This window comes from Paenibacillus sp. FSL L8-0641, assembly GCF_038006265.1.
Taxonomy (GTDB): domain Bacteria; phylum Bacillota; class Bacilli; order Paenibacillales; family Paenibacillaceae; genus Paenibacillus; species Paenibacillus polymyxa_D.
This window is the reverse complement of the sequence record NZ_JBBOUW010000001.1, coordinates 3,490,760-3,507,917: the sequence shown is the minus strand read 5'-3', so window position 1 is coordinate 3,507,917 and position 17,158 is coordinate 3,490,760. Positions and strand designations below refer to the sequence as shown.

Genomic DNA, 17,158 nt, shown 5'->3' with positions numbered 1-17,158 from the left:
TGAAATGCACGGAGCACAGCAGGAATTGCACTATTTTCAAAAGGGGGAGAATGATATGCGGGAACAGATGAAATTGAAGATGAAAATTAGGCTAGCGTTGCAACTGCAATATTATCGTATTTTATTTTTACTTGGGCTGAAAAGTGAAGAAATTTATTATATTGGCGGCAGCGAGGCGCTCCCCCCACCGCTGACGAGAGACGAAGAAGAATATTTGCTGGGAAAACTTTCTTCTGGAGATGCGGCAGTACGGTCGATGCTAATCGAAAGAAATTTGCGGTTAGTCGTATATATTGCCCGCAAATTTGAGAATACGGGCATCAACATTGAAGATCTCGTATCCATCGGTGCTATTGGACTAATCAAAGCGGTTAACACTTTTGATCCGGAGAAGAAAATCAAACTTGCCACCTATGCGTCCCGATGCATTGAGAATGAGATTTTGATGTATTTGCGTCGCAATAGTAAAACAAGAACGGAAGTTTCTTTTGATGAGCCTCTGAATATTGATTGGGACGGTAACGAGTTGTTGCTTTCCGATGTGATGGGGACGGAAAATGATACCATTTACCGTAATATTGAAGAGCAGGTAGACCGTAAATTATTGCATAAAGCACTGGATAAGTTGACGGATCGAGAGCGTTTGATTATGGAGCTGCGCTTCGGCTTACAAGACGGAGAAGAGAAGACACAGAAGGATGTTGCTGACCTGTTGGGTATCTCGCAATCGTATATTTCGCGTCTGGAAAAACGAATAATAAAGCGCTTACGAAAAGAATTTAATAAAATGGTATAATGCATGGGTATATCCGGAAGCGATGGAAACGGCGAATAAAAAAATGCCCTCAGGAGATAATGTACATTAATGTTGCTCCTTGGGAGGTAAGACACGATGACCCGAAACAAAGTGGAAATTTGCGGTGTGGATACCGCCAAACTGCCGGTATTAACCAATGCAGAAATGCGCGAGTTGTTCACATCACTTCAGCAAAATAATGAACGATCAGCCAGAGAAAAATTGGTCAACGGCAATCTCCGACTCGTCCTGAGTGTGATTCAACGATTTAACAATCGGGGAGAGTTTGTGGACGATTTGTTTCAGGTAGGATGTATCGGCCTAATGAAGGCGATTGATAATTTTGACCTTTCGCAAAACGTAAAGTTCTCCACTTACGCGGTGCCGATGATTATCGGAGAGATCCGCCGTTATTTGCGGGATAACAATCCGATCCGAGTATCCCGTTCGTTACGGGATATTGCATATAAGGCGCTTCAGGTGCGGGACAGTCTGACGAATCTGAACTCGCGGGAACCCACGATTTTTGAAATTTCAGAGGCACTGAATGTGCCTAAAGAAGATGTTGTGTTCGCGTTGGATGCAATTCAGGATCCGGTTTCGCTGTTCGAGCCGATATATCACGACGGGGGCGACCCAATCTATGTGATGGATCAGATCAGTGATGACAGAAATAAAGACGTCTCATGGATTGAGGAAATCGCTCTGCGGGAAGCGATGCATCGCCTGGGCCAGCGTGAAAAGATGATATTGTCTATGCGTTTTTATGAAGGAAAGACGCAAATGGAGGTTGCCGACGAAATCGGTATCTCTCAAGCCCAGGTTTCAAGATTAGAGAAGTCGGCTATTCAGCAAATGCAAAAACATGTAAAGTCCTAATGAAATGAATGCTTGAATGATTCAGCGATAAAAACGATCCTATCCGGATCGTTTTTGCGTTTACAGGACATTTTTTGGGCTCTTTCGCTCATATAGTGAATTAAAGGATGTGATGCGTGTGAGTGCACCGGAAACGTCAGTAAGAGCCATGAAAATTTCCGAGTTTCAAACCAAGGATGTCATTAACATTGTAGATGGGCGACGTCTGGGACAAATCAGTGATCTGGAGATTGACGTACGACAAGGGAAAATTGAAGCTATTGTGGTTCCGGGCAGCAGTCGATTCATGGGCTGGTTTGGAGGGGGAAGCGAATTGGTTATTCCGTGGCGCAACATTGTGAAAATTGGTTCGGATGTTGTGCTTGTTCGATTGGAGGGATTGCATGATCCACCGGATGAAAGGGAGGAAAAGCCGTATATCGAACGTCAGGAGCGGAATGACCGACGGGTCTTTTGAACAAGAGGGACACGTAATTTAGTATGTTGTGAAGACACAGCGGCGGCTTTTTGGTACACTGGGCAGTAGAGGTGAGAATGAATGGAACCATTTGTAATGAATACCGAGGCTACGGGGGCTATGCCAATGCAAGATGGCGGACGTCCCGTACCGGAGTTGTTATATATTCAATCCTGGGAACGACAGGTTCAGGGATTAACAGCGGGTTTTACAGGTCGTCATGGAGGTGTCAGTGAGGTTCCCTACGCTAGTCTGAACTGTGCGTTTCATGTAGGGGATGACCCCGAGAAAGTCATTCGTAACCGGCGGCTCATTGCAGAGCAACTTGGTTTTGCTGCTGAAGCATGGACGTGCGGTGAGCAGGTTCATGGTCATCATGTTGCTGTGGTCAAGGCTACTGACCGCGGGCGGGGCTTTATAGATCGTGCATCCGCTTTTCAGGACACAGATGGACTGTTGACGAATGTACCTGGCATTTTGCTGACGTCTTTTTATGCAGACTGTGTACCCTTATATTTTTGTGATCCAGTGCGCCGTGTGATTGGGTTGGCGCATGCAGGCTGGAAGGGAACCGTTGCGGAAATCGCATTGAAAATGGTACAGACCATGCAAAACGAATATGGATCTCAGCCGTCTGATATACTAGCAGCTATTGGTCCTTCCATTGGTTCTGAATCCTATGAGGTGGATGAGCAGGTGATGAACCGAATTCGGGTTTTGGAGCATGATTGCCCGGGTAATGATAAATGGGAAGGTTGTGTTTACTTCCCCTTAGCCGACGGTAAAACACTACTTGACTTGAAACAATGCAATCGACACATTATGATGAAAGCAGGAATATTGCCGAGCCATATCGAATGTACTACCTTATGCACGAGTAGCCGTAGCGATTTGTTTTTTTCATATCGCAAAGAAGGCGGCGTCACAGGAAGAATGGCGAGTTGGATTGGTCTGGAAGAGAGGTGAGTCCTCCCGTGTCTTTGGAGGAACGAATTAAAGAAGTGAATGCCCGTGTAGAAGCGGCATGTGCCCGAAGCGGACGTTCGCGTGATGAAGTAAATGTGATCGCTGTCACGAAATATGTTTCGGCGGCGACAATGACATCGGTATTGGATAGCGACTTAGAGCATGTGGGCGAAAATCGCTGGCAGGATGCTGCGGATAAATGGAGTAAGCTGGGTGACCAGGGAACGTGGCATTTTATTGGTCATCTCCAAACGAATAAGGTTAAAGATGTAATTGGAAAATTTAAATTTATACATTCGCTTGACCGCTTATCACTCGCTCAGGAATTGGATAAGAAGGCAGCTGCTCTGGGACTGCGAGTTAAAGCTTTTGTGCAAGTCAATATTTCTGGGGAAATGTCCAAATATGGCTTGTCCTCTGAGGCGGTTGTCCCCTTTTTGGAACAAATTCGCGAGCTGAAACATGTGGACGTGATTGGCTTGATGACGATGGCTCCTCATGAGGAAGACCCGGAAAAAACTCGGCCTGTATTTCGGGGATTGCGTGAATTACGGGATAGGTTAAATGGACAAGCCTTGACCAGAGAACCCATCGTTCACTTGTCTATGGGGATGTCCAATGATTTTGAAGTGGCGGTTGAAGAAGGAGCGACCTGGTTGCGGCTTGGTTCCGTACTGGTCGGACGAGAGGAGGATTTCCATTGGGCGTAATGAATAAGTTCATGAACTTTCTGGGGCTTCAGGAAGAAGAGGAAGTTATAGAGCGAGAGGTTATGAATACGCCGGAAGATCAAGAAATTGAAACCCCAAGCTTTGATAAACGTAAGAACCAGAAGGGCACTAATGTTGTCAGCATCCATTCACAGAAAAATGTGAAAGTTGTCCTGTATGAGCCGCGTTCTTATGATGAAGCACAGGAAATTGCCGACCATATCCGTTCCCATCGCACCGTCGTTGTCAATTTGCAACGAATTCGCAAGGATCAGGCGCTACGCATTATTGATTTTTTGAGTGGTACTGTGTATGCACTGGGTGGTGGTATTTCCAAGGTCGGGAACAATATTTTTCTGTGTACACCAGATACGGTTGAGATTCAAGGCTCTATTACGGAAATACTGGCTGACACTGAACAAGAACTTAACAGAATGAGGTGAACTTTTCTTGATCGAGGTAATTTACTGGCTATTTCAGATTTATTCGTACATGATCATTGCATATGTTCTGCTGTCATGGCTTCCTAATGCTAGAGAGAGTGTGATTGGTGATTTACTAGCCAAGTTTGTGGAGCCGTATTTGTCTCCTTTTCGCAGGTTTATACCGCCAATCTTCGGGATGATTGATATTTCACCTATCGTTGCGCTGATTGCTCTGCGTTTTGCGTCGTACGGTTTGATTTCTTTAATTGGTAAGCTCGTCTAGGAGGAGTTATGCGAACTGAGATTTATGAGCATTTTCACCCGGATGAACGGGATTATGTGGATCGTGCTTCCGAATGGATCAGTCATGCGGGGGCTTATCATGAGCAGAAGCTGACTGATTTTTTGGACCCGCGCCAACAGTACATATTGGAGACACTTGCTTCGAAGGAAGACAAGGTCACGATTAGGGTAGATGGCGGATACATGGCTTCGGAACGAAAGCGGGCGCTGATTGCGCCCGATTATTCGTATTTGGACGGTGAGGAGATGGGGATTCAGGTCCTTTCCATCACATCTGACGATCTTAAAATAGGTACCCTTGAGCACGGTGATTATCTAGGTGCCCTACTGGGACTTGGAATCAAACGTGGGAAAATTGGAGATATTCATGTACTGGATGATGGGTGTCATGTATTGGTAGCTTCAGAGATCGGTGATTTTATGACGATGCATTTGCAGCAGGTACACCGTGTTCATGTATGGACAGAACTGTTGCCTGTAGCGAGTCTGCGAACGAAGGAAGTTGCATTAGAGACGCTAGACCTGACGGTCGCTTCTTTGCGTCTGGACGGTATTGCCAGCGATGTGTACAAGCTAAGCCGCAGTAAAATATTAACACCAATTCGGGCGGGACGGTGCAGGGTAAATTGGAAGGTGGAGGAGAATCCATCCACTCCACTTAAAGCTGGAGACGTTATTTCCATGCAGGGTTTTGGGCGTTTCAAAGTGCTTGAAACAGACGGGATGACAAAAAAGGGAAGATTCCGTGTCAAAATTGGTAAGTTTGTATAGCTGTAGGCAGGAATCACGAGCTTTCTGTCGAAAGAATTAAGCTATAGCGAAGAACTGGAACGATTTTGCTCTGTACAGTATTCACAAAACGGGGTATGATGACCGATAGATGATAGTGAGCGTCGTGACGCGGAAAATGTATTTTTTGTCAATCTTATAGGAGGTGGACGGCATGCCATTAACGCCATTGGATATACATAACAAGGAATTTGCCCGCCGGCTTCGCGGTTATGATGAGGATCAGGTTAATGAATTTTTGGATCAGGTGATCAAAGATTACGAGGGCGTTATTCGTGAAAATAAAGAACTGAGCACCGAGTTGTTGAACGTACAGGAGAAGCTCGATCATTTCGCGACCATTGAGGATACGCTGAGTAAGACGATTATCGTAGCGCAGGAAGCCGCAGATGAAGTTCGTAACAACGCCAAGAAAGAATCCCAACTGATCGTGAAGGAAGCGGAAAAAAATGCGGATCGTATTGTGAACGAAGCATTGTCCAAATCCCGCAAGATCGCGTTGGAGGTTGAAGAGCTGAAGAAGCAGGCATCGATTTACCGAGCACGGTTTCGTACACTGGTGGAAGCACAGCTTGACTTGTTAAGCCAAGACGGCTGGGAAGCTCTTGAAAACCGGGAACGCGAAGTACTGGAGCGCGAGCGTGAGATGAAAGAAATTTACTAATTTCATTTCTGACAAGCTTTTATTAGACGTTGTTAGGGTTGACTTTTCACTTTAAACAGGCTATAACTGTAAATACTATACTGAATTCAATGATTATCCGTCCGTCGGCTGATGGTTGTTATTCAAGGTAACGATGTTGCTGTTTAATATTCGATGAATTTAACATGTTTAATTCGTTGATGGGAACGAGTACGTCATGATTTGTCCCTCAGAGAGTTGGCCTTCCGGTGCAAGCCAACGTTCAGAACATGACCGAAGATCCTCCCGGAGAAGTGAGCTGAAGCGCTTAAGATGTATGGCGTGTGTAAGCAATCACCGTTTGCCATGCGTTATAATGGCGCCCTGCTGTAGTTGAGTGGGGCTCAGAGAGCCGTGATGAGACTGTATTTTTAGAATGGTCTATTTTTACGGAATCAGGGTGGTAACGCGAGCACAGTCTCGTCCCTTTACAGGGATGGGGCTTTTTTTGTTGCTTTTTTTAGGAAATGCTAGGGAAATCAATGATGAGCAGAGAGGGAGTATGACAGTATGAACAGAGTGGATGTTAAAGAAAAAGCACGGTCCCGTGACCTGCGCATCCTGAGCAAATGGAAGCAGGAGGACACATTCCGTAAATCCATTACAAATCGTGAAGGAAAGCCAAATTTTGTGTTCTATGAGGGCCCACCAACAGCTAACGGTAAACCGCATATCGGTCACGTGCTGGGCCGTGTAATTAAGGATTTTGTGGGCCGCTATCAGACAATGAAGGGATACCGCGTCGTACGTAAGGCAGGCTGGGACACGCATGGCTTGCCGGTAGAATTAGGTGTACAGAAGCAACTGGGGATCTCCCATAAACCTGAAATTGAAGAATACGGCGTTGAAAAGTTTATAAAAAAATGTAAGGCGAGCGTGTTTGAGTACGAGCAACAATGGCGTGATCTAACCGAAGCGATCGGATACTGGACAGACCTCGATAACCCGTACATTACATTGGATAATAACTATATCGAGAGCGTATGGAACATTTTGGCGACCATTCATGAAAAAGATCTGCTGTATCGTGGTCATCGTGTGAGTCCGTATTGTCCGGATTGTCAGACAACGCTAAGTTCTCATGAAGTAGCGCAGGGCTACAAAGATGTAAAGGATCTGAGTGCCACGGCCAAGTTCAAGTTGCATAGTAGTGGTGAATATGTACTGGCTTGGACGACAACACCTTGGACCTTGCCGAGTCACGTGGCGCTCGCCGTCAACCCTGAACTGGAATATGCACGTGTGAAGCAGGAAGACGGTGTATACATCGTTGCTAAAAATCTGGTTGAAGACGTAATTAAAGGCGAGCATGAAGTGATTGGCACGCTATCTGGTTCAGAACTGGTTGGCCAAACCTATACCCCGCCATTTACGTATTTTCAGGTTGAGAAGGGTAATCAGATTCTGGGTGCGAAGTTCGTAACAGATTCCAGCGGTACAGGTATCGTTCATATGGCTCCAGCGCATGGTGAAGATGATTACCGGGTATGTCGTGAAAATGGTGTTGAGTTCATCAACGTGGTGGATCTTCAAGGTAACTATGTAGAGGAAATCACTGATTTTGCAGGTCGTTTTGTGAAAGACTGTGATGTAGATATTGTAAAAATGCTGTCCGAAAAAGGCCTGCTGTACAGCAAGGAAAAATACGAGCATAGCTATCCGTTCTGCTGGCGTTGCGATACTCCATTATTGTACTATGCTATGGACAGTTGGTTTATCAAAACAACTGCGATCAAGGATCAACTGATTGCCAACAACAGCGAAGTCGAATGGTATCCGGGTCATGTACGTGAAGGACGTTTTGGCAAGTTTTTGGAGGAACTGGTGGATTGGAACATCAGTCGTGATCGCTATTGGGGTACACCGCTAAACATCTGGGTTTGTGAGGAAACTGGAGAACAGTTTGCTCCGCATAGTATTGCTGAATTGAGGGAACGTGCGATTGGCGACGTACCAGCGGACATCGAGCTGCACAAACCATATGTAGATGATATTAAGGTTCGTAGCCAATGCGGTAAATACGAAATGACTCGTACACCGGAAGTGATCGACGTATGGTTTGATAGCGGCTCCATGCCGTTTGCACAGCATCATTATCCTTTTGAAAATAATGAAACGTTCGAGCAACAATTTCCGGCAGATATGATCTGTGAAGGGATTGACCAGACTCGTGGCTGGTTCTATAGCTTGCTTGCGGTTTCGACTATGCTGACTGGCAAAGCTCCTTATAAAGCTGTCATGGCGACAGGCCATGTACTGGATGAGCAAGGGCAGAAAATGTCCAAATCAAAGGGTAATGTTATTGATCCGTGGGAAGTGATTGACGAGTATGGTACAGATGCTTTCCGCTGGGCATTGTTGTCCGATAGTGCACCATGGAATAGCAAACGTTTTTCCAAAGGAATCGTAGGTGAGGCTAAATCGAAGCTGGTAGATACGCTTGTGAATACACATGCTTTTCTGACCTTATATGCGGATATCGACGGATTTGATCCGGCACAGCACCCGTTCAAACCATCGGCTCATAAGTTGGATCGCTGGATTTTGTCCCGTCTGAACAGCCTGATTTTGGTAGTGGACAAAGCGCTGGCTGTAAATGACTTCCTGAACTCATCCAAAGCAATTGAGTCGTTTGTGGATGAGCTGAGCAACTGGTATATCCGTCGTTCACGCGACCGATTCTGGGGCAATGGTCTTACAGAAGATAAGCTGGATGCATACCGTACACTGACTGAAGTGCTGTTAACGACTGCCAAACTGCTTGCGCCGTTTACACCACTGCTTGCAGAGGATATTTACCTCAACCTGAGTAACGGGGAAAGTGTTCATCTGGATGATTATCCGACTGCCAATGAATCCTTGATCGATCTGGAATTGGAACGAGATATGGAAACGGCACGTCGTGTCGTTGAATTGGCGCGTAACGTCCGCAACGAAACGGGTTTGAAAACGCGTCAACCGTTGTCTGAGTTGATTCTATCCATGGATCAAGATTTTGAACTGAGTGGCTATGAGGAGATCATCAAAGATGAGATTAACGTGAAGCATATTCATGTTGAGACGGACGATAGCGGCTTTGTAGATTTTACACTGAAACTGAATTTGAAAGTAGCAGGCAAGAAATACGGCAAAAATGTCGGTTTCCTACAAAACTTTTTCAAAGGAATGTCTGCTGAGGATACCCGTACTGTTGTAGAACAGGGAATGTTAAATGTCGCTTCTCCAGAAGGTGAAGAGCTGCAAGTTACAGCTGAAGAATTGCTGGTAGAGAAAAAAGCGAAAGAAGGCTTCGCTTCTGCTTCCGGTTATGGCTTAACGGTAGCGTTGAACACGGACATTACACCGGAGCTGGAGCAAGAGGGCTGGGTACGTGAAGTGGTTCGTGCGGTACAGGATTACCGTAAAAAACTGGATCTGCCGATTGAAAAGTATGTGGCATTGACGTTGGATGTAGATAACGAGCTGCGCCAGGCCATCGCAAGCTTCGACACTGTGTTGCGTGAGAACGTATTGGTTACGACTGTGACATTTGGTCAAGCCGAACCGGCAGAACATGTGGAAGTGAACGGTAAAACCATCGGCGTTCATATTGGGGAATAATTACAAGCCCCTTGTCCCATAATACAATAACAGGCAGCATATAAAAACGAGCCTAAGCATCGGAAACGGGTTTCACCGTTACGTGCTTCGGCTCGTTTGCTGCGTTCAGGGCAGCCATGGGAAAAGGGGGATTGTGCATATGACGGCACGATCAAGGCGTAGACAGGGAAGGAGTCTCCGAGGAGGGAACGGAGAAGGGGCTGCCATAGCCACAGATAAAAGCAAAATAGGTAATCAGACAGAGCGATTAAGTCGTGTTGAAAAGCTGGTACGTACGGTGTCAGAGCAGATGGAACGGACACGTATTGCAGATTACGCTTTGCTGCTAAATAAGCCTTGGCGATTACTCTGGTTAAATCTAATATCCGGTGTTTCCCGGGGAATCGGCATCGCGCTAGGTTTTACTTTTTTTGCCGCTACCATTATTTATGTGCTGCAAGTGCTCGGTGCGCTAAATTTACCGATTATCGGTGATTATATCGCTGATATTGTACGGATCGTACAACGACAGCTGGAGCTTACTACCTATTAGGCAGCGATCTCCACTTTGAAGTTCACGATTCGTCTTCGTGCGTATCCGGCTCCAGTAGACCTTCGCCCTCGCCATCTTCGATATAACGCTGATAAATGGAACTGCGAATAACGGATACATTTTGTCCATAAATGTCAGTAGCAACAAAGCTTTCGTATGGTTCTACGAAGCCCATATTATCATCGCCTGCTTCAATTTCCATATCATCATAACTGTGGATTTCTCCGCTTTCGGCCATGGCTGGGGTGTTAGAGGTACCCCAATTTTCGACGATCTGCCAGGCATCTTCACCGTCAAAGCCGTTTTGATCATCACGCTCATCCAGACTCGTTCTGCCGAACGAGGGAGCGAGAAATTCTTCCTCCACTGGGCGGCGGTTAGACACTTCTGTTTCGGGACTGTACTCTTTGCAGTAAATGGTATAGGGAACAGCCAGTAGCCGTTCATAGGGAATAGGTTTACCGCTGGCGGCGCAAATGCCGTAGGTCCCCTTGTCCATTGCCATCAAGGCTGATTTGATACGTTCCAATTGAAACTCATCATGCTCCAATAAGGAAATATCTTTGGCTCGCTCGTAGGTTTCGGTAGCCAGATCGCCTGGATGGTTATCAATGGGAGAAAGCTCACCGGTTTGATCGCGCTGTGAATCACCGAGTCCGTAATGGTCGTTGTTTTGCAAGCGATGCTCAATTTCCTTTTTGCGTTCCAGCAGTTCGTTACGCAGACCCTGCAATTGTTGCTCCGTCAATGGGGACATGGAATCCTCTCCTTGTTCTAGGTTTCATGCGCATGCGTTGTGTCGAGTATGCTCCTTGTAGTTTGCACCGGGAAGACCTCTTTTACATAGGAAATTCTAATCAAATGCGAAGGAGTTCATTTTATGGATGGTCTGTGCTTGATAGCTTGCGGGTTTCGTGGACGATCTGAGAACGCTTATGCTACAATAAATGGGTTCAACAACGGATATAAGCGGATCGGAGTGACGAAGGACTGTGATTTATTTTGGTATTGCGCTAATAATTTTTTTGATTGATCAGGGAGTCAAATATTTGGTGGCTACACGAATGGAATTGTACGAACAAATACCAGTCATCGGCAATTTCTTTTTAATCACCTCCCATCGTAATCGTGGAGCTGCTTTTGGGATTTTGGAAGGTCAACGTTGGCTTTTTATCGTGATTACAATTGTAGTGGTGATTGGTATCGTCTGGTATCTGCGAAAAACAGTTAAGGCTGGACAAAAGCTACTTCCTGTTGCGCTAAGTTTAGTGCTGGGGGGAGCAGTCGGTAACTTTCTGGATCGGGCTATTTCAGGGGAAGTGGTTGATTTTGCACAATTTAATTTTGGAAGCTATACGTTCCCCATTTTTAATGTGGCAGATTCGGCAATTGTCATCGGTGTAGCATTGATTATTTTGGATACATTGCTGGAATCGCGTCGGGAAAAGGGAAATGGCAATGATAGCATCGAAGGGAAGTCATAGCATGAGCGAAGTGAATGAAAATGGCGAAGCCGCAGGTCTGTCTTATGAGGACGAACTGGAGGGTGAATCTCTGGAATGGACAGCGGCTTCCGGGGATGCCAAAACGCGTATTGACAAATATATCGCCGAAGAAATGAAGGAAGTGTCTCGTTCTCAGATACAGCTGTGGATCGGAAATGGTCGTGTGCTGGTGAACGGTACGACAATTAAGGCGAACTACAAGCTGGCTGAAGGAGACCGGATTGTATTATCAGTACCGGAAGCAGAAACTGTAGATATTGTTCCAGAGAATATTCCGTTGGATGTCGTTTACGAGGACTCGGACGTTATTGTTATTAACAAGCAACGTGGTCTGGTCGTGCATCCTGCACCGGGACACTCTTCAGGAACATTAGTTAACGCACTGATGTACCATTGTCACGATCTTTCGGGCATTAACGGGGAATTACGTCCTGGTATTGTTCACCGTATTGATAAGGATACATCAGGACTGCTGATGGCGGCTAAAAATGATCAGGCTCACGCATCACTTGCAGCACAGCTTAAGGATCATAGTGTGACTCGGAAATATATAGCCTTAGTTCACGGTCATTTGAGCCACGATCAGGGAACGGTAGATGCTCCGATTGGCCGTGATTCGGGTGATCGCAAATTGTTTACAGTGACGGAACGTAACAGCAAGCATGCCGTCACCCATTTTCTCGTCATTGAACGATTGGGGGATTATACCCTCCTTGAACTTCAATTGGAAACAGGACGAACACATCAAATTCGTGTTCACATGAAATTTATTGGACACCCATTGGTTGGTGACCCTATGTATGGGCGCAGCAAAGGGGTTCGTATGGATGGTCAGGCGCTGCATGCGGCGGTACTGGGCTTTAAGCACCCATCCACTGGAGAATACATGGAATTCAGCAGACCGATTCCTCCTGATATGGAGGATGTGTTAGCATCCTTGCGTAGTCGCTAAAACAATGGTGATTTGCATTCCTATTCACAAACCTGAATAAATTATTAAGTTAAACCGCCTAAATGGCGGTTTTTTTATTGTGAGACAAGGTATGGGTAAAAACAACTATGGATAATTATACAATAACCTTGTATAATTATTAAAGTGCTTCCGGTGGTTCCGGTTGAACGGGTGTTGACACACGATTTTCAATCTGTCATACTTCTTGTAGTTGCGATGAACTTTGTCCAAGAGATGGCTAACCATCTCACACTATGAGAAGCAGGACAAAGGAAATCCTGAATAGCACCTTTAAATCAGTCCCGTGAGGCTGGCAAGGTAACGTGAATGGATCACTGATCAGTGCATCCGCTGCGGCGGTATGTCTTCAGTGTGTCCGAGAGATCGGAGAACAGTAGAAGACTGTTCACACGAGACTCCTTGCCAAACTTGGGCAAGGAGTCTTTTTTGTATCCGAACACGGGACCAGGTCTGAAGGGAACATCACCTGAGGAGGCTGGAAGCATGAGTAATGAAACACATGTACTGATGGATGAAATTGCGATTCGTCGGGCATTGACACGGATTGCACATGAAATTTTGGAGAAAAACAAAGGTATTGACGATTGTGTGCTAGTAGGTATTCGAACACGCGGAGTTCATCTGGCGCAACGCCTGGCTGAAAAAATTGCTGAGATTGAAGGCGCACCAATTCCATGGGGAGAGCTAGATGTTACAGCCTACCGGGATGACCGGAACAGCGTAGCCGAAGCTAAAGGAAATGGAAAAGAGCTTTTGATGAATCCTGCTGACGTATCGGTTCATGATAAGAAAGTCATTCTCTTTGACGATGTGCTGTACACAGGCCGCACTATCCGCGCGGCGATGGATGCATTGATGCACTGCGGACGACCGCAAATGATTCAGCTGGCAGTACTAGCGGATCGCGGACACCGTGAGCTTCCGATTCGTCCCGATTACATCGGCAAGAACATCCCGACCTCCAAATCTGAGGAAATCGTAGTAGCCCTTCAAGAGACGGACGGTAAGGACGAAGTGACAATCATTCAGAACCGGGGGGAACAGCTATGATCACCACAGCCAGTCAACTTAAAGAACGTAGCCTACTCGGGTTAAAGGAACTAAGCCGAAATGAAATCGAGTCCATTCTGGATCGCGCTCATTATTGGGAATCCCAACCAGAAAAACTGGTTCCAGTACTGCAATCACGCTTTGCGGCCAACATGTTTTTTGAAAACAGCACTCGTACCCGCTTTTCTTTTGAAATGGCAGAGAAGCGGCTGGGCGCTCAGGTTTTGAACTTTTCCGCTGCGGCTTCCAGTGTGGAAAAAGGGGAGTCCATTTACGATACAGTACGTACGCTCGAATCCATGGGCATTGATGCAGGAGTCATCCGGTTAAAGCCAGCCGGAGTGCTGCAAGAGCTCGCTGAGAAGGTCAGTGTCCCACTGGTTAATGCGGGGGACGGCAACAATGAGCATCCAACGCAGGCTCTGCTGGACCTGTACACCATGCGCAAAACTTTCGGTGAGCTTAAAGGCTTGAGAGTATCCATCATAGGAGACATTCTGCACAGCCGTGTCGCTCGCTCGAATCTGTGGGCCTTGCAAAAATTCGGAGCCAAGGTAAGCTTCTGCGCTCCTGATAATATGCAAGCACCTGATCTTGCGGCCTACGCGCCTTATGTTCCGATGCAAGAGGCACTACAAGCGGACGTGGTCATGATGCTTCGGGTACAGCTGGAACGGCATGCCGAAGGGATGTTGCGCTCAGCGGATGAATACCGAGAGCAGTACGGTTTGACAGAGAAAAGAGCAGCGAACCTGAAGCCCGGAACGATTATCATGCATCCAGCTCCAGTGAATCGGAATGTGGAAATTGATAGTGCAGTTGTGGAAAGCGAACAATCGCGAATTTTTCCTCAAATGGCAAACGGGGTTCCGATCCGCATGGCGGTTATGGAACGGGCAATGAAGCTGTAGAAGCTGTCAGTAGGATCGTAGGGAAAAGTTGCAAAAAACTGAGCGGAGGAATATTTCAGATGAAACAATTAATTATGAATGCAAGCGTATTGAACGAGCAGGGCGAGGCTGAATTGAAATCCATCCTAATCGCCGACGGAAAGATTTTGGCTATCGCAAGTGCGGATGCTGGAATCAGCCTACTTATGGAAGAAGGCGCATCTGGGCAGGAGCGCGAAGTCGAGAAAGTTGACGCCCAGGGAAAGCTGGTCATCCCCGGTTTAATCGACATGCATGTGCATCTGAGAGAACCCGGCTTTGAATATAAAGAAACGATTGAAACGGGCAGCCGCGCAGCGGTGAAAGGCGGATTTACGACGATTGCCTGCATGCCAAACACCCGTCCAGTGACGGACAATGTGGACACAGTTCAGCTGGTATTGAAAAAGGGACAGGAAGCGGGGCTTGCCAAGGTTCTTCCTTACGCAGCTATCACGAAAAACGAACTGGGTCGTGAGCTGACAGATTTTGAAGCGCTCAAAGCAGCAGGTGCCATCGGCTTTACTGACGATGGTGTCGGGGTGCAAAGCGCGCAAATGATGAAGGACGCCATGGCGCGGGCCAAAGCACTGGATATGCCGGTTATTGCACACTGTGAGGATAACACACTTGTTGAAGGAGCGGCAGTGACGGACGGCGAATTTGCCAAGCGCCACGGGCTTAAAGGCATTCCGAACGAATCTGAAGCGATTCACGTCGGACGGGACATTTTACTATCCGAGGCAACCGGGGCACACTATCATGTATGCCATGTCAGCACGGAGCAGTCAGTGCGGTTAATCCGCCATGCGAAATCTTTTGGCATCAAGGTAACGGCTGAGGTATGCCCGCACCACTTGGTATTGTCAGATGAGGATATCCCTGGGCTGGATGCGAACTGGAAAATGAATCCTCCGCTACGCTCCCCGCGTGATGTGCAGGCATGCATCGAGGGACTGGAAGACGGTACGATTGACATCGTCGTAACCGACCATGCAGCGCACAGTGAGGAAGAGAAGGCAAGGGGGATGGAGCTCGCGCCATTCGGGATCGTTGGATTTGAGACGGCCTTCCCGCTGTTGTACACGAAATTCGTAGCTACCGGACAGTGGACGCTGGACTTTCTGGTGCGTCGTATGACTGCTGATCCAGCGCGTGTCTTCCGCCTTGATACGGGACGCCTGGAAGAAGGGGCTCCAGCTGACCTGACCATGATTGATCTGGAGCAGGAGCAGGCAGTTGATCCGCAAACGTTTGCCAGCAAAGGACGCAACACTCCTTTTACAGGCTGGAAGCTCAAAGGCTGGCCTGTGAAAACTTGGGTAGATGGCAAACTGGTATGGTCTGCTGACGAAGCAAAATAAATAGAAACCACTAAAAAAATAGAACCTTATAGCAGGAAACAATATAGAGGAGTGAGACGGGATGCAGGCAAGATTGTTACTTCAGGACGGCACGCTGTTTACAGGCACATCATTTGGTGCGGAAGGTGATAAAACAGGCGAGGTCGTTTTCAACACAGGGATTACAGGCTATCAAGAGGTGCTTACTGATCCCTCTTACTGCGGACAAATCGTAACGATGACTTACCCGCTGATTGGCAACTATGGAATTACTCGTGATGACTTTGAATCGGTACGGCCTTATGTCCATGGCTTTGCTGTTAGACATTACGAGCCAGCGCCAAGTAACTGGCGTGCTCAATATAGCGTGGGCGATTTGCTGAAGGAATATGGCATCATTGGCATTAGCGACATCGACACCCGCATGCTTACCCGGATTATTCGCCATCACGGCACGATGAAGGGCATTTTGACGACTGGTTCCCAGCCGCTGGAAGAACTGAAAGAAATGATGTATGACTTGACCATTGAAGAACTGCGCAATCAGGTTCCTATGACTTCTACACCTCATCCGTACAGCAGTCCTGGCAACGGAGAGCGGATCGTATTGATTGACTACGGTGCAAAAAGCGGCATTTTGCGCGAACTGAATAAACGGGACTGCGATGTAGTTGTCGTTCCACATGATACGACGGCTGAGGAAATTCGTCGCTTGGACCCGGACGGTATTCAGCTGTCTAACGGCCCTGGAGATCCAAAAGACGTACCCCATGCCGTTCGTACGGTAGCAGAACTGTTAGGGGAATATCCGATTTTCGGAATTTGCTTGGGACACCAGTTGTTCGCTTTAGCTTCGGGAGCGGATACGGAAAAGCTGAAATTTGGACATCGCGGTGGTAACCATCCGGTGAAAGAACTGGAGAGCGGACGCTGCTTTATCACATCACAAAATCACGGCTACACGGTGAATGAGGATTCGATCCAAGGTACTGAGCTTGAAGTGACGCATATTAATAACAACGATAAAACGATTGAAGGTCTTAAACATACCAAGTATCCCGCGTTTTCGGTGCAATATCATCCAGAGGCTGCACCAGGACCTTACGATAATGGTTACCTGTTTGACCGCTTTCTGGACATGATCCGTGAGCACAAAAGAAATCATCCAAAGCAACCGCGTCAGGCTGCTATCGCCGCCGCAGTGAGAGGAGAGCGCTAA

Annotated in this window: 18 protein-coding genes and 1 other annotated feature; of the genes, 17 read left to right on the top strand and 1 reads right to left on the bottom strand. The window is 47.0% G+C overall.

Translation table 11 applies throughout. From position 1 onward, the window contains the following. Window positions 1-55 precede the first annotated feature (55 nt). From sigE to MKY16_RS15810, 11 genes are all read left to right on the top strand, one after another. Window positions 56-796 carry an RNA polymerase sporulation sigma factor SigE gene (sigE, locus tag MKY16_RS15860; protein ID WP_176715674.1) on the top strand — a complete coding sequence of 247 codons (741 nt, stop codon included), beginning with the start codon at window positions 56-58 and terminating at the stop codon, window positions 794-796. Between the two features lie 96 nt (window positions 797-892). After that, window positions 893-1,675, top strand: coding sequence for an RNA polymerase sporulation sigma factor SigG (gene sigG / locus MKY16_RS15855; protein ID WP_007431182.1), 783 nt, complete (start codon window positions 893-895; stop codon window positions 1,673-1,675). 112 nt (window positions 1,676-1,787) lie between these two features. After that, window positions 1,788-2,132 (top strand): YlmC/YmxH family sporulation protein, encoded by a 345-nt coding sequence (locus MKY16_RS15850; protein ID WP_176715675.1) that lies wholly within the window; start codon window positions 1,788-1,790, stop codon window positions 2,130-2,132. Between the two features lie 81 nt (window positions 2,133-2,213). Then, window positions 2,214-3,098, top strand: a complete 885-nt coding sequence (gene pgeF, locus MKY16_RS15845) for a peptidoglycan editing factor PgeF (protein WP_340956080.1) — start codon at window positions 2,214-2,216, stop codon at window positions 3,096-3,098. An 8-nt stretch (window positions 3,099-3,106) separates the two neighbouring features. Beyond that, window positions 3,107-3,808 (top strand): YggS family pyridoxal phosphate-dependent enzyme, encoded by a 702-nt coding sequence (locus MKY16_RS15840; RefSeq protein ID WP_340956077.1) that lies wholly within the window; start codon window positions 3,107-3,109, stop codon window positions 3,806-3,808. Beyond that, window positions 3,799-4,251 carry a cell division protein SepF gene (locus MKY16_RS15835; protein WP_013311078.1) on the top strand — a complete coding sequence of 151 codons (453 nt, stop codon included), beginning with the start codon at window positions 3,799-3,801 and terminating at the stop codon, window positions 4,249-4,251. Before MKY16_RS15840 ends, MKY16_RS15835 begins: the two co-directional genes overlap by 10 nt. Window positions 4,252-4,258: 7 nt before the next feature. Further along, entirely contained in the window at window positions 4,259-4,516 is a 258-nt protein-coding gene (locus MKY16_RS15830) for a YggT family protein (protein ID WP_029517743.1), read from the top strand. A gap of 8 nt (window positions 4,517-4,524) precedes the next feature. After that, window positions 4,525-5,307 (top strand): YlmH family RNA-binding protein, encoded by a 783-nt coding sequence (locus tag MKY16_RS15825; RefSeq protein ID WP_340956075.1) that lies wholly within the window; start codon window positions 4,525-4,527, stop codon window positions 5,305-5,307. Window positions 5,308-5,479: 172 nt separating this feature from the next. Then, window positions 5,480-5,989, top strand: coding sequence for a DivIVA domain-containing protein (locus MKY16_RS15820; protein ID WP_023989434.1), 510 nt, complete (start codon window positions 5,480-5,482; stop codon window positions 5,987-5,989). A gap of 167 nt (window positions 5,990-6,156) precedes the next feature. Next, window positions 6,157-6,438 (top strand) — a binding site (T-box leader). Between the two features lie 79 nt (window positions 6,439-6,517). Next, entirely contained in the window at window positions 6,518-9,607 is a 3,090-nt protein-coding gene (ileS, locus tag MKY16_RS15815) for an isoleucine--tRNA ligase (RefSeq protein WP_165149107.1), read from the top strand. Window positions 9,608-9,746: 139 nt separating this feature from the next. Beyond that, entirely contained in the window at window positions 9,747-10,139 is a 393-nt protein-coding gene (locus MKY16_RS15810) for a DUF5665 domain-containing protein (RefSeq protein ID WP_340956072.1), read from the top strand. A gap of 22 nt (window positions 10,140-10,161) precedes the next feature. Here MKY16_RS15810 and MKY16_RS15805 read toward each other — a convergent pair whose 3' ends face one another. Beyond that, the gene (locus MKY16_RS15805; protein WP_069010288.1) at window positions 10,162-10,896 is read right to left on the bottom strand and encodes a TraR/DksA C4-type zinc finger protein; all 735 of its coding nucleotides are present in this window, start codon (window positions 10,894-10,896) and stop codon (window positions 10,162-10,164) included. Between the two features lie 235 nt (window positions 10,897-11,131). Between MKY16_RS15805 and lspA the strand changes: the two genes are divergently transcribed. The 6 genes from lspA (at window position 11,132) to carA (ending at window position 17,158) form a co-directional block, all read left to right on the top strand. Then, window positions 11,132-11,623: a signal peptidase II gene (lspA, locus tag MKY16_RS15800; RefSeq protein WP_023989430.1), complete on the top strand. Its 492-nt coding sequence runs from the start codon at window positions 11,132-11,134 to the stop codon at window positions 11,621-11,623. 1 nt (window position 11,624) lies between these two features. Further along, window positions 11,625-12,596 (top strand): RluA family pseudouridine synthase, encoded by a 972-nt coding sequence (locus tag MKY16_RS15795; RefSeq protein WP_165149110.1) that lies wholly within the window; start codon window positions 11,625-11,627, stop codon window positions 12,594-12,596. 504 nt (window positions 12,597-13,100) lie between these two features. After that, window positions 13,101-13,667, top strand: a complete 567-nt coding sequence (gene pyrR, locus MKY16_RS15790; RefSeq protein WP_029517736.1) for a bifunctional pyr operon transcriptional regulator/uracil phosphoribosyltransferase PyrR — start codon at window positions 13,101-13,103, stop codon at window positions 13,665-13,667. Next, entirely contained in the window at window positions 13,664-14,578 is a 915-nt protein-coding gene (locus tag MKY16_RS15785) for an aspartate carbamoyltransferase catalytic subunit (RefSeq protein ID WP_023989427.1), read from the top strand. Before pyrR ends, MKY16_RS15785 begins: the two co-directional genes overlap by 4 nt. A 59-nt stretch (window positions 14,579-14,637) precedes the next feature. Next, the gene (locus MKY16_RS15780) at window positions 14,638-15,960 is read left to right on the top strand and encodes a dihydroorotase (protein WP_165149116.1); all 1,323 of its coding nucleotides are present in this window, start codon (window positions 14,638-14,640) and stop codon (window positions 15,958-15,960) included. A gap of 61 nt (window positions 15,961-16,021) precedes the next feature. Beyond that, window positions 16,022-17,158 (top strand): glutamine-hydrolyzing carbamoyl-phosphate synthase small subunit, encoded by a 1,137-nt coding sequence (gene carA / locus MKY16_RS15775; RefSeq protein ID WP_340956069.1) that lies wholly within the window; start codon window positions 16,022-16,024, stop codon window positions 17,156-17,158.

Bases quoted from the DNA above. Each gene is read 5' to 3' on its own strand.
- MKY16_RS15780 (WP_165149116.1), top strand. From the start codon at position 14,638: ATGAAACAATTAATTATGAATGCAAGCGTATTGAACGAGCAGGGCGAG.
- MKY16_RS15785 (WP_023989427.1), top strand. From the start codon at position 13,664: ATGATCACCACAGCCAGTCAACTTAAAGAACGTAGCCTACTCGGGTTA.
- ileS (WP_165149107.1), top strand. From the start codon at position 6,518: ATGAACAGAGTGGATGTTAAAGAAAAAGCACGGTCCCGTGACCTGCGC.
- MKY16_RS15820 (WP_023989434.1), top strand. From the start codon at position 5,480: ATGCCATTAACGCCATTGGATATACATAACAAGGAATTTGCCCGCCGG.
- MKY16_RS15810 (WP_340956072.1), top strand. From the start codon at position 9,747: ATGACGGCACGATCAAGGCGTAGACAGGGAAGGAGTCTCCGAGGAGGG.
- MKY16_RS15850 (WP_176715675.1), top strand. From the start codon at position 1,788: ATGCGTGTGAGTGCACCGGAAACGTCAGTAAGAGCCATGAAAATTTCC.
- MKY16_RS15825 (WP_340956075.1), top strand. From the start codon at position 4,525: ATGCGAACTGAGATTTATGAGCATTTTCACCCGGATGAACGGGATTAT.
- pgeF (WP_340956080.1), top strand. From the start codon at position 2,214: ATGGAACCATTTGTAATGAATACCGAGGCTACGGGGGCTATGCCAATG.
- sigE (WP_176715674.1), top strand. From the start codon at position 56: ATGCGGGAACAGATGAAATTGAAGATGAAAATTAGGCTAGCGTTGCAA.
- pyrR (WP_029517736.1), top strand. From the start codon at position 13,101: ATGAGTAATGAAACACATGTACTGATGGATGAAATTGCGATTCGTCGG.
- carA (WP_340956069.1), top strand. From the start codon at position 16,022: ATGCAGGCAAGATTGTTACTTCAGGACGGCACGCTGTTTACAGGCACA.
- sigG (WP_007431182.1), top strand. From the start codon at position 893: ATGACCCGAAACAAAGTGGAAATTTGCGGTGTGGATACCGCCAAACTG.
- MKY16_RS15805 (WP_069010288.1), bottom strand. From the start codon at position 10,896: ATGTCCCCATTGACGGAGCAACAATTGCAGGGTCTGCGTAACGAACTG.
- MKY16_RS15795 (WP_165149110.1), top strand. From the start codon at position 11,625: ATGAGCGAAGTGAATGAAAATGGCGAAGCCGCAGGTCTGTCTTATGAG.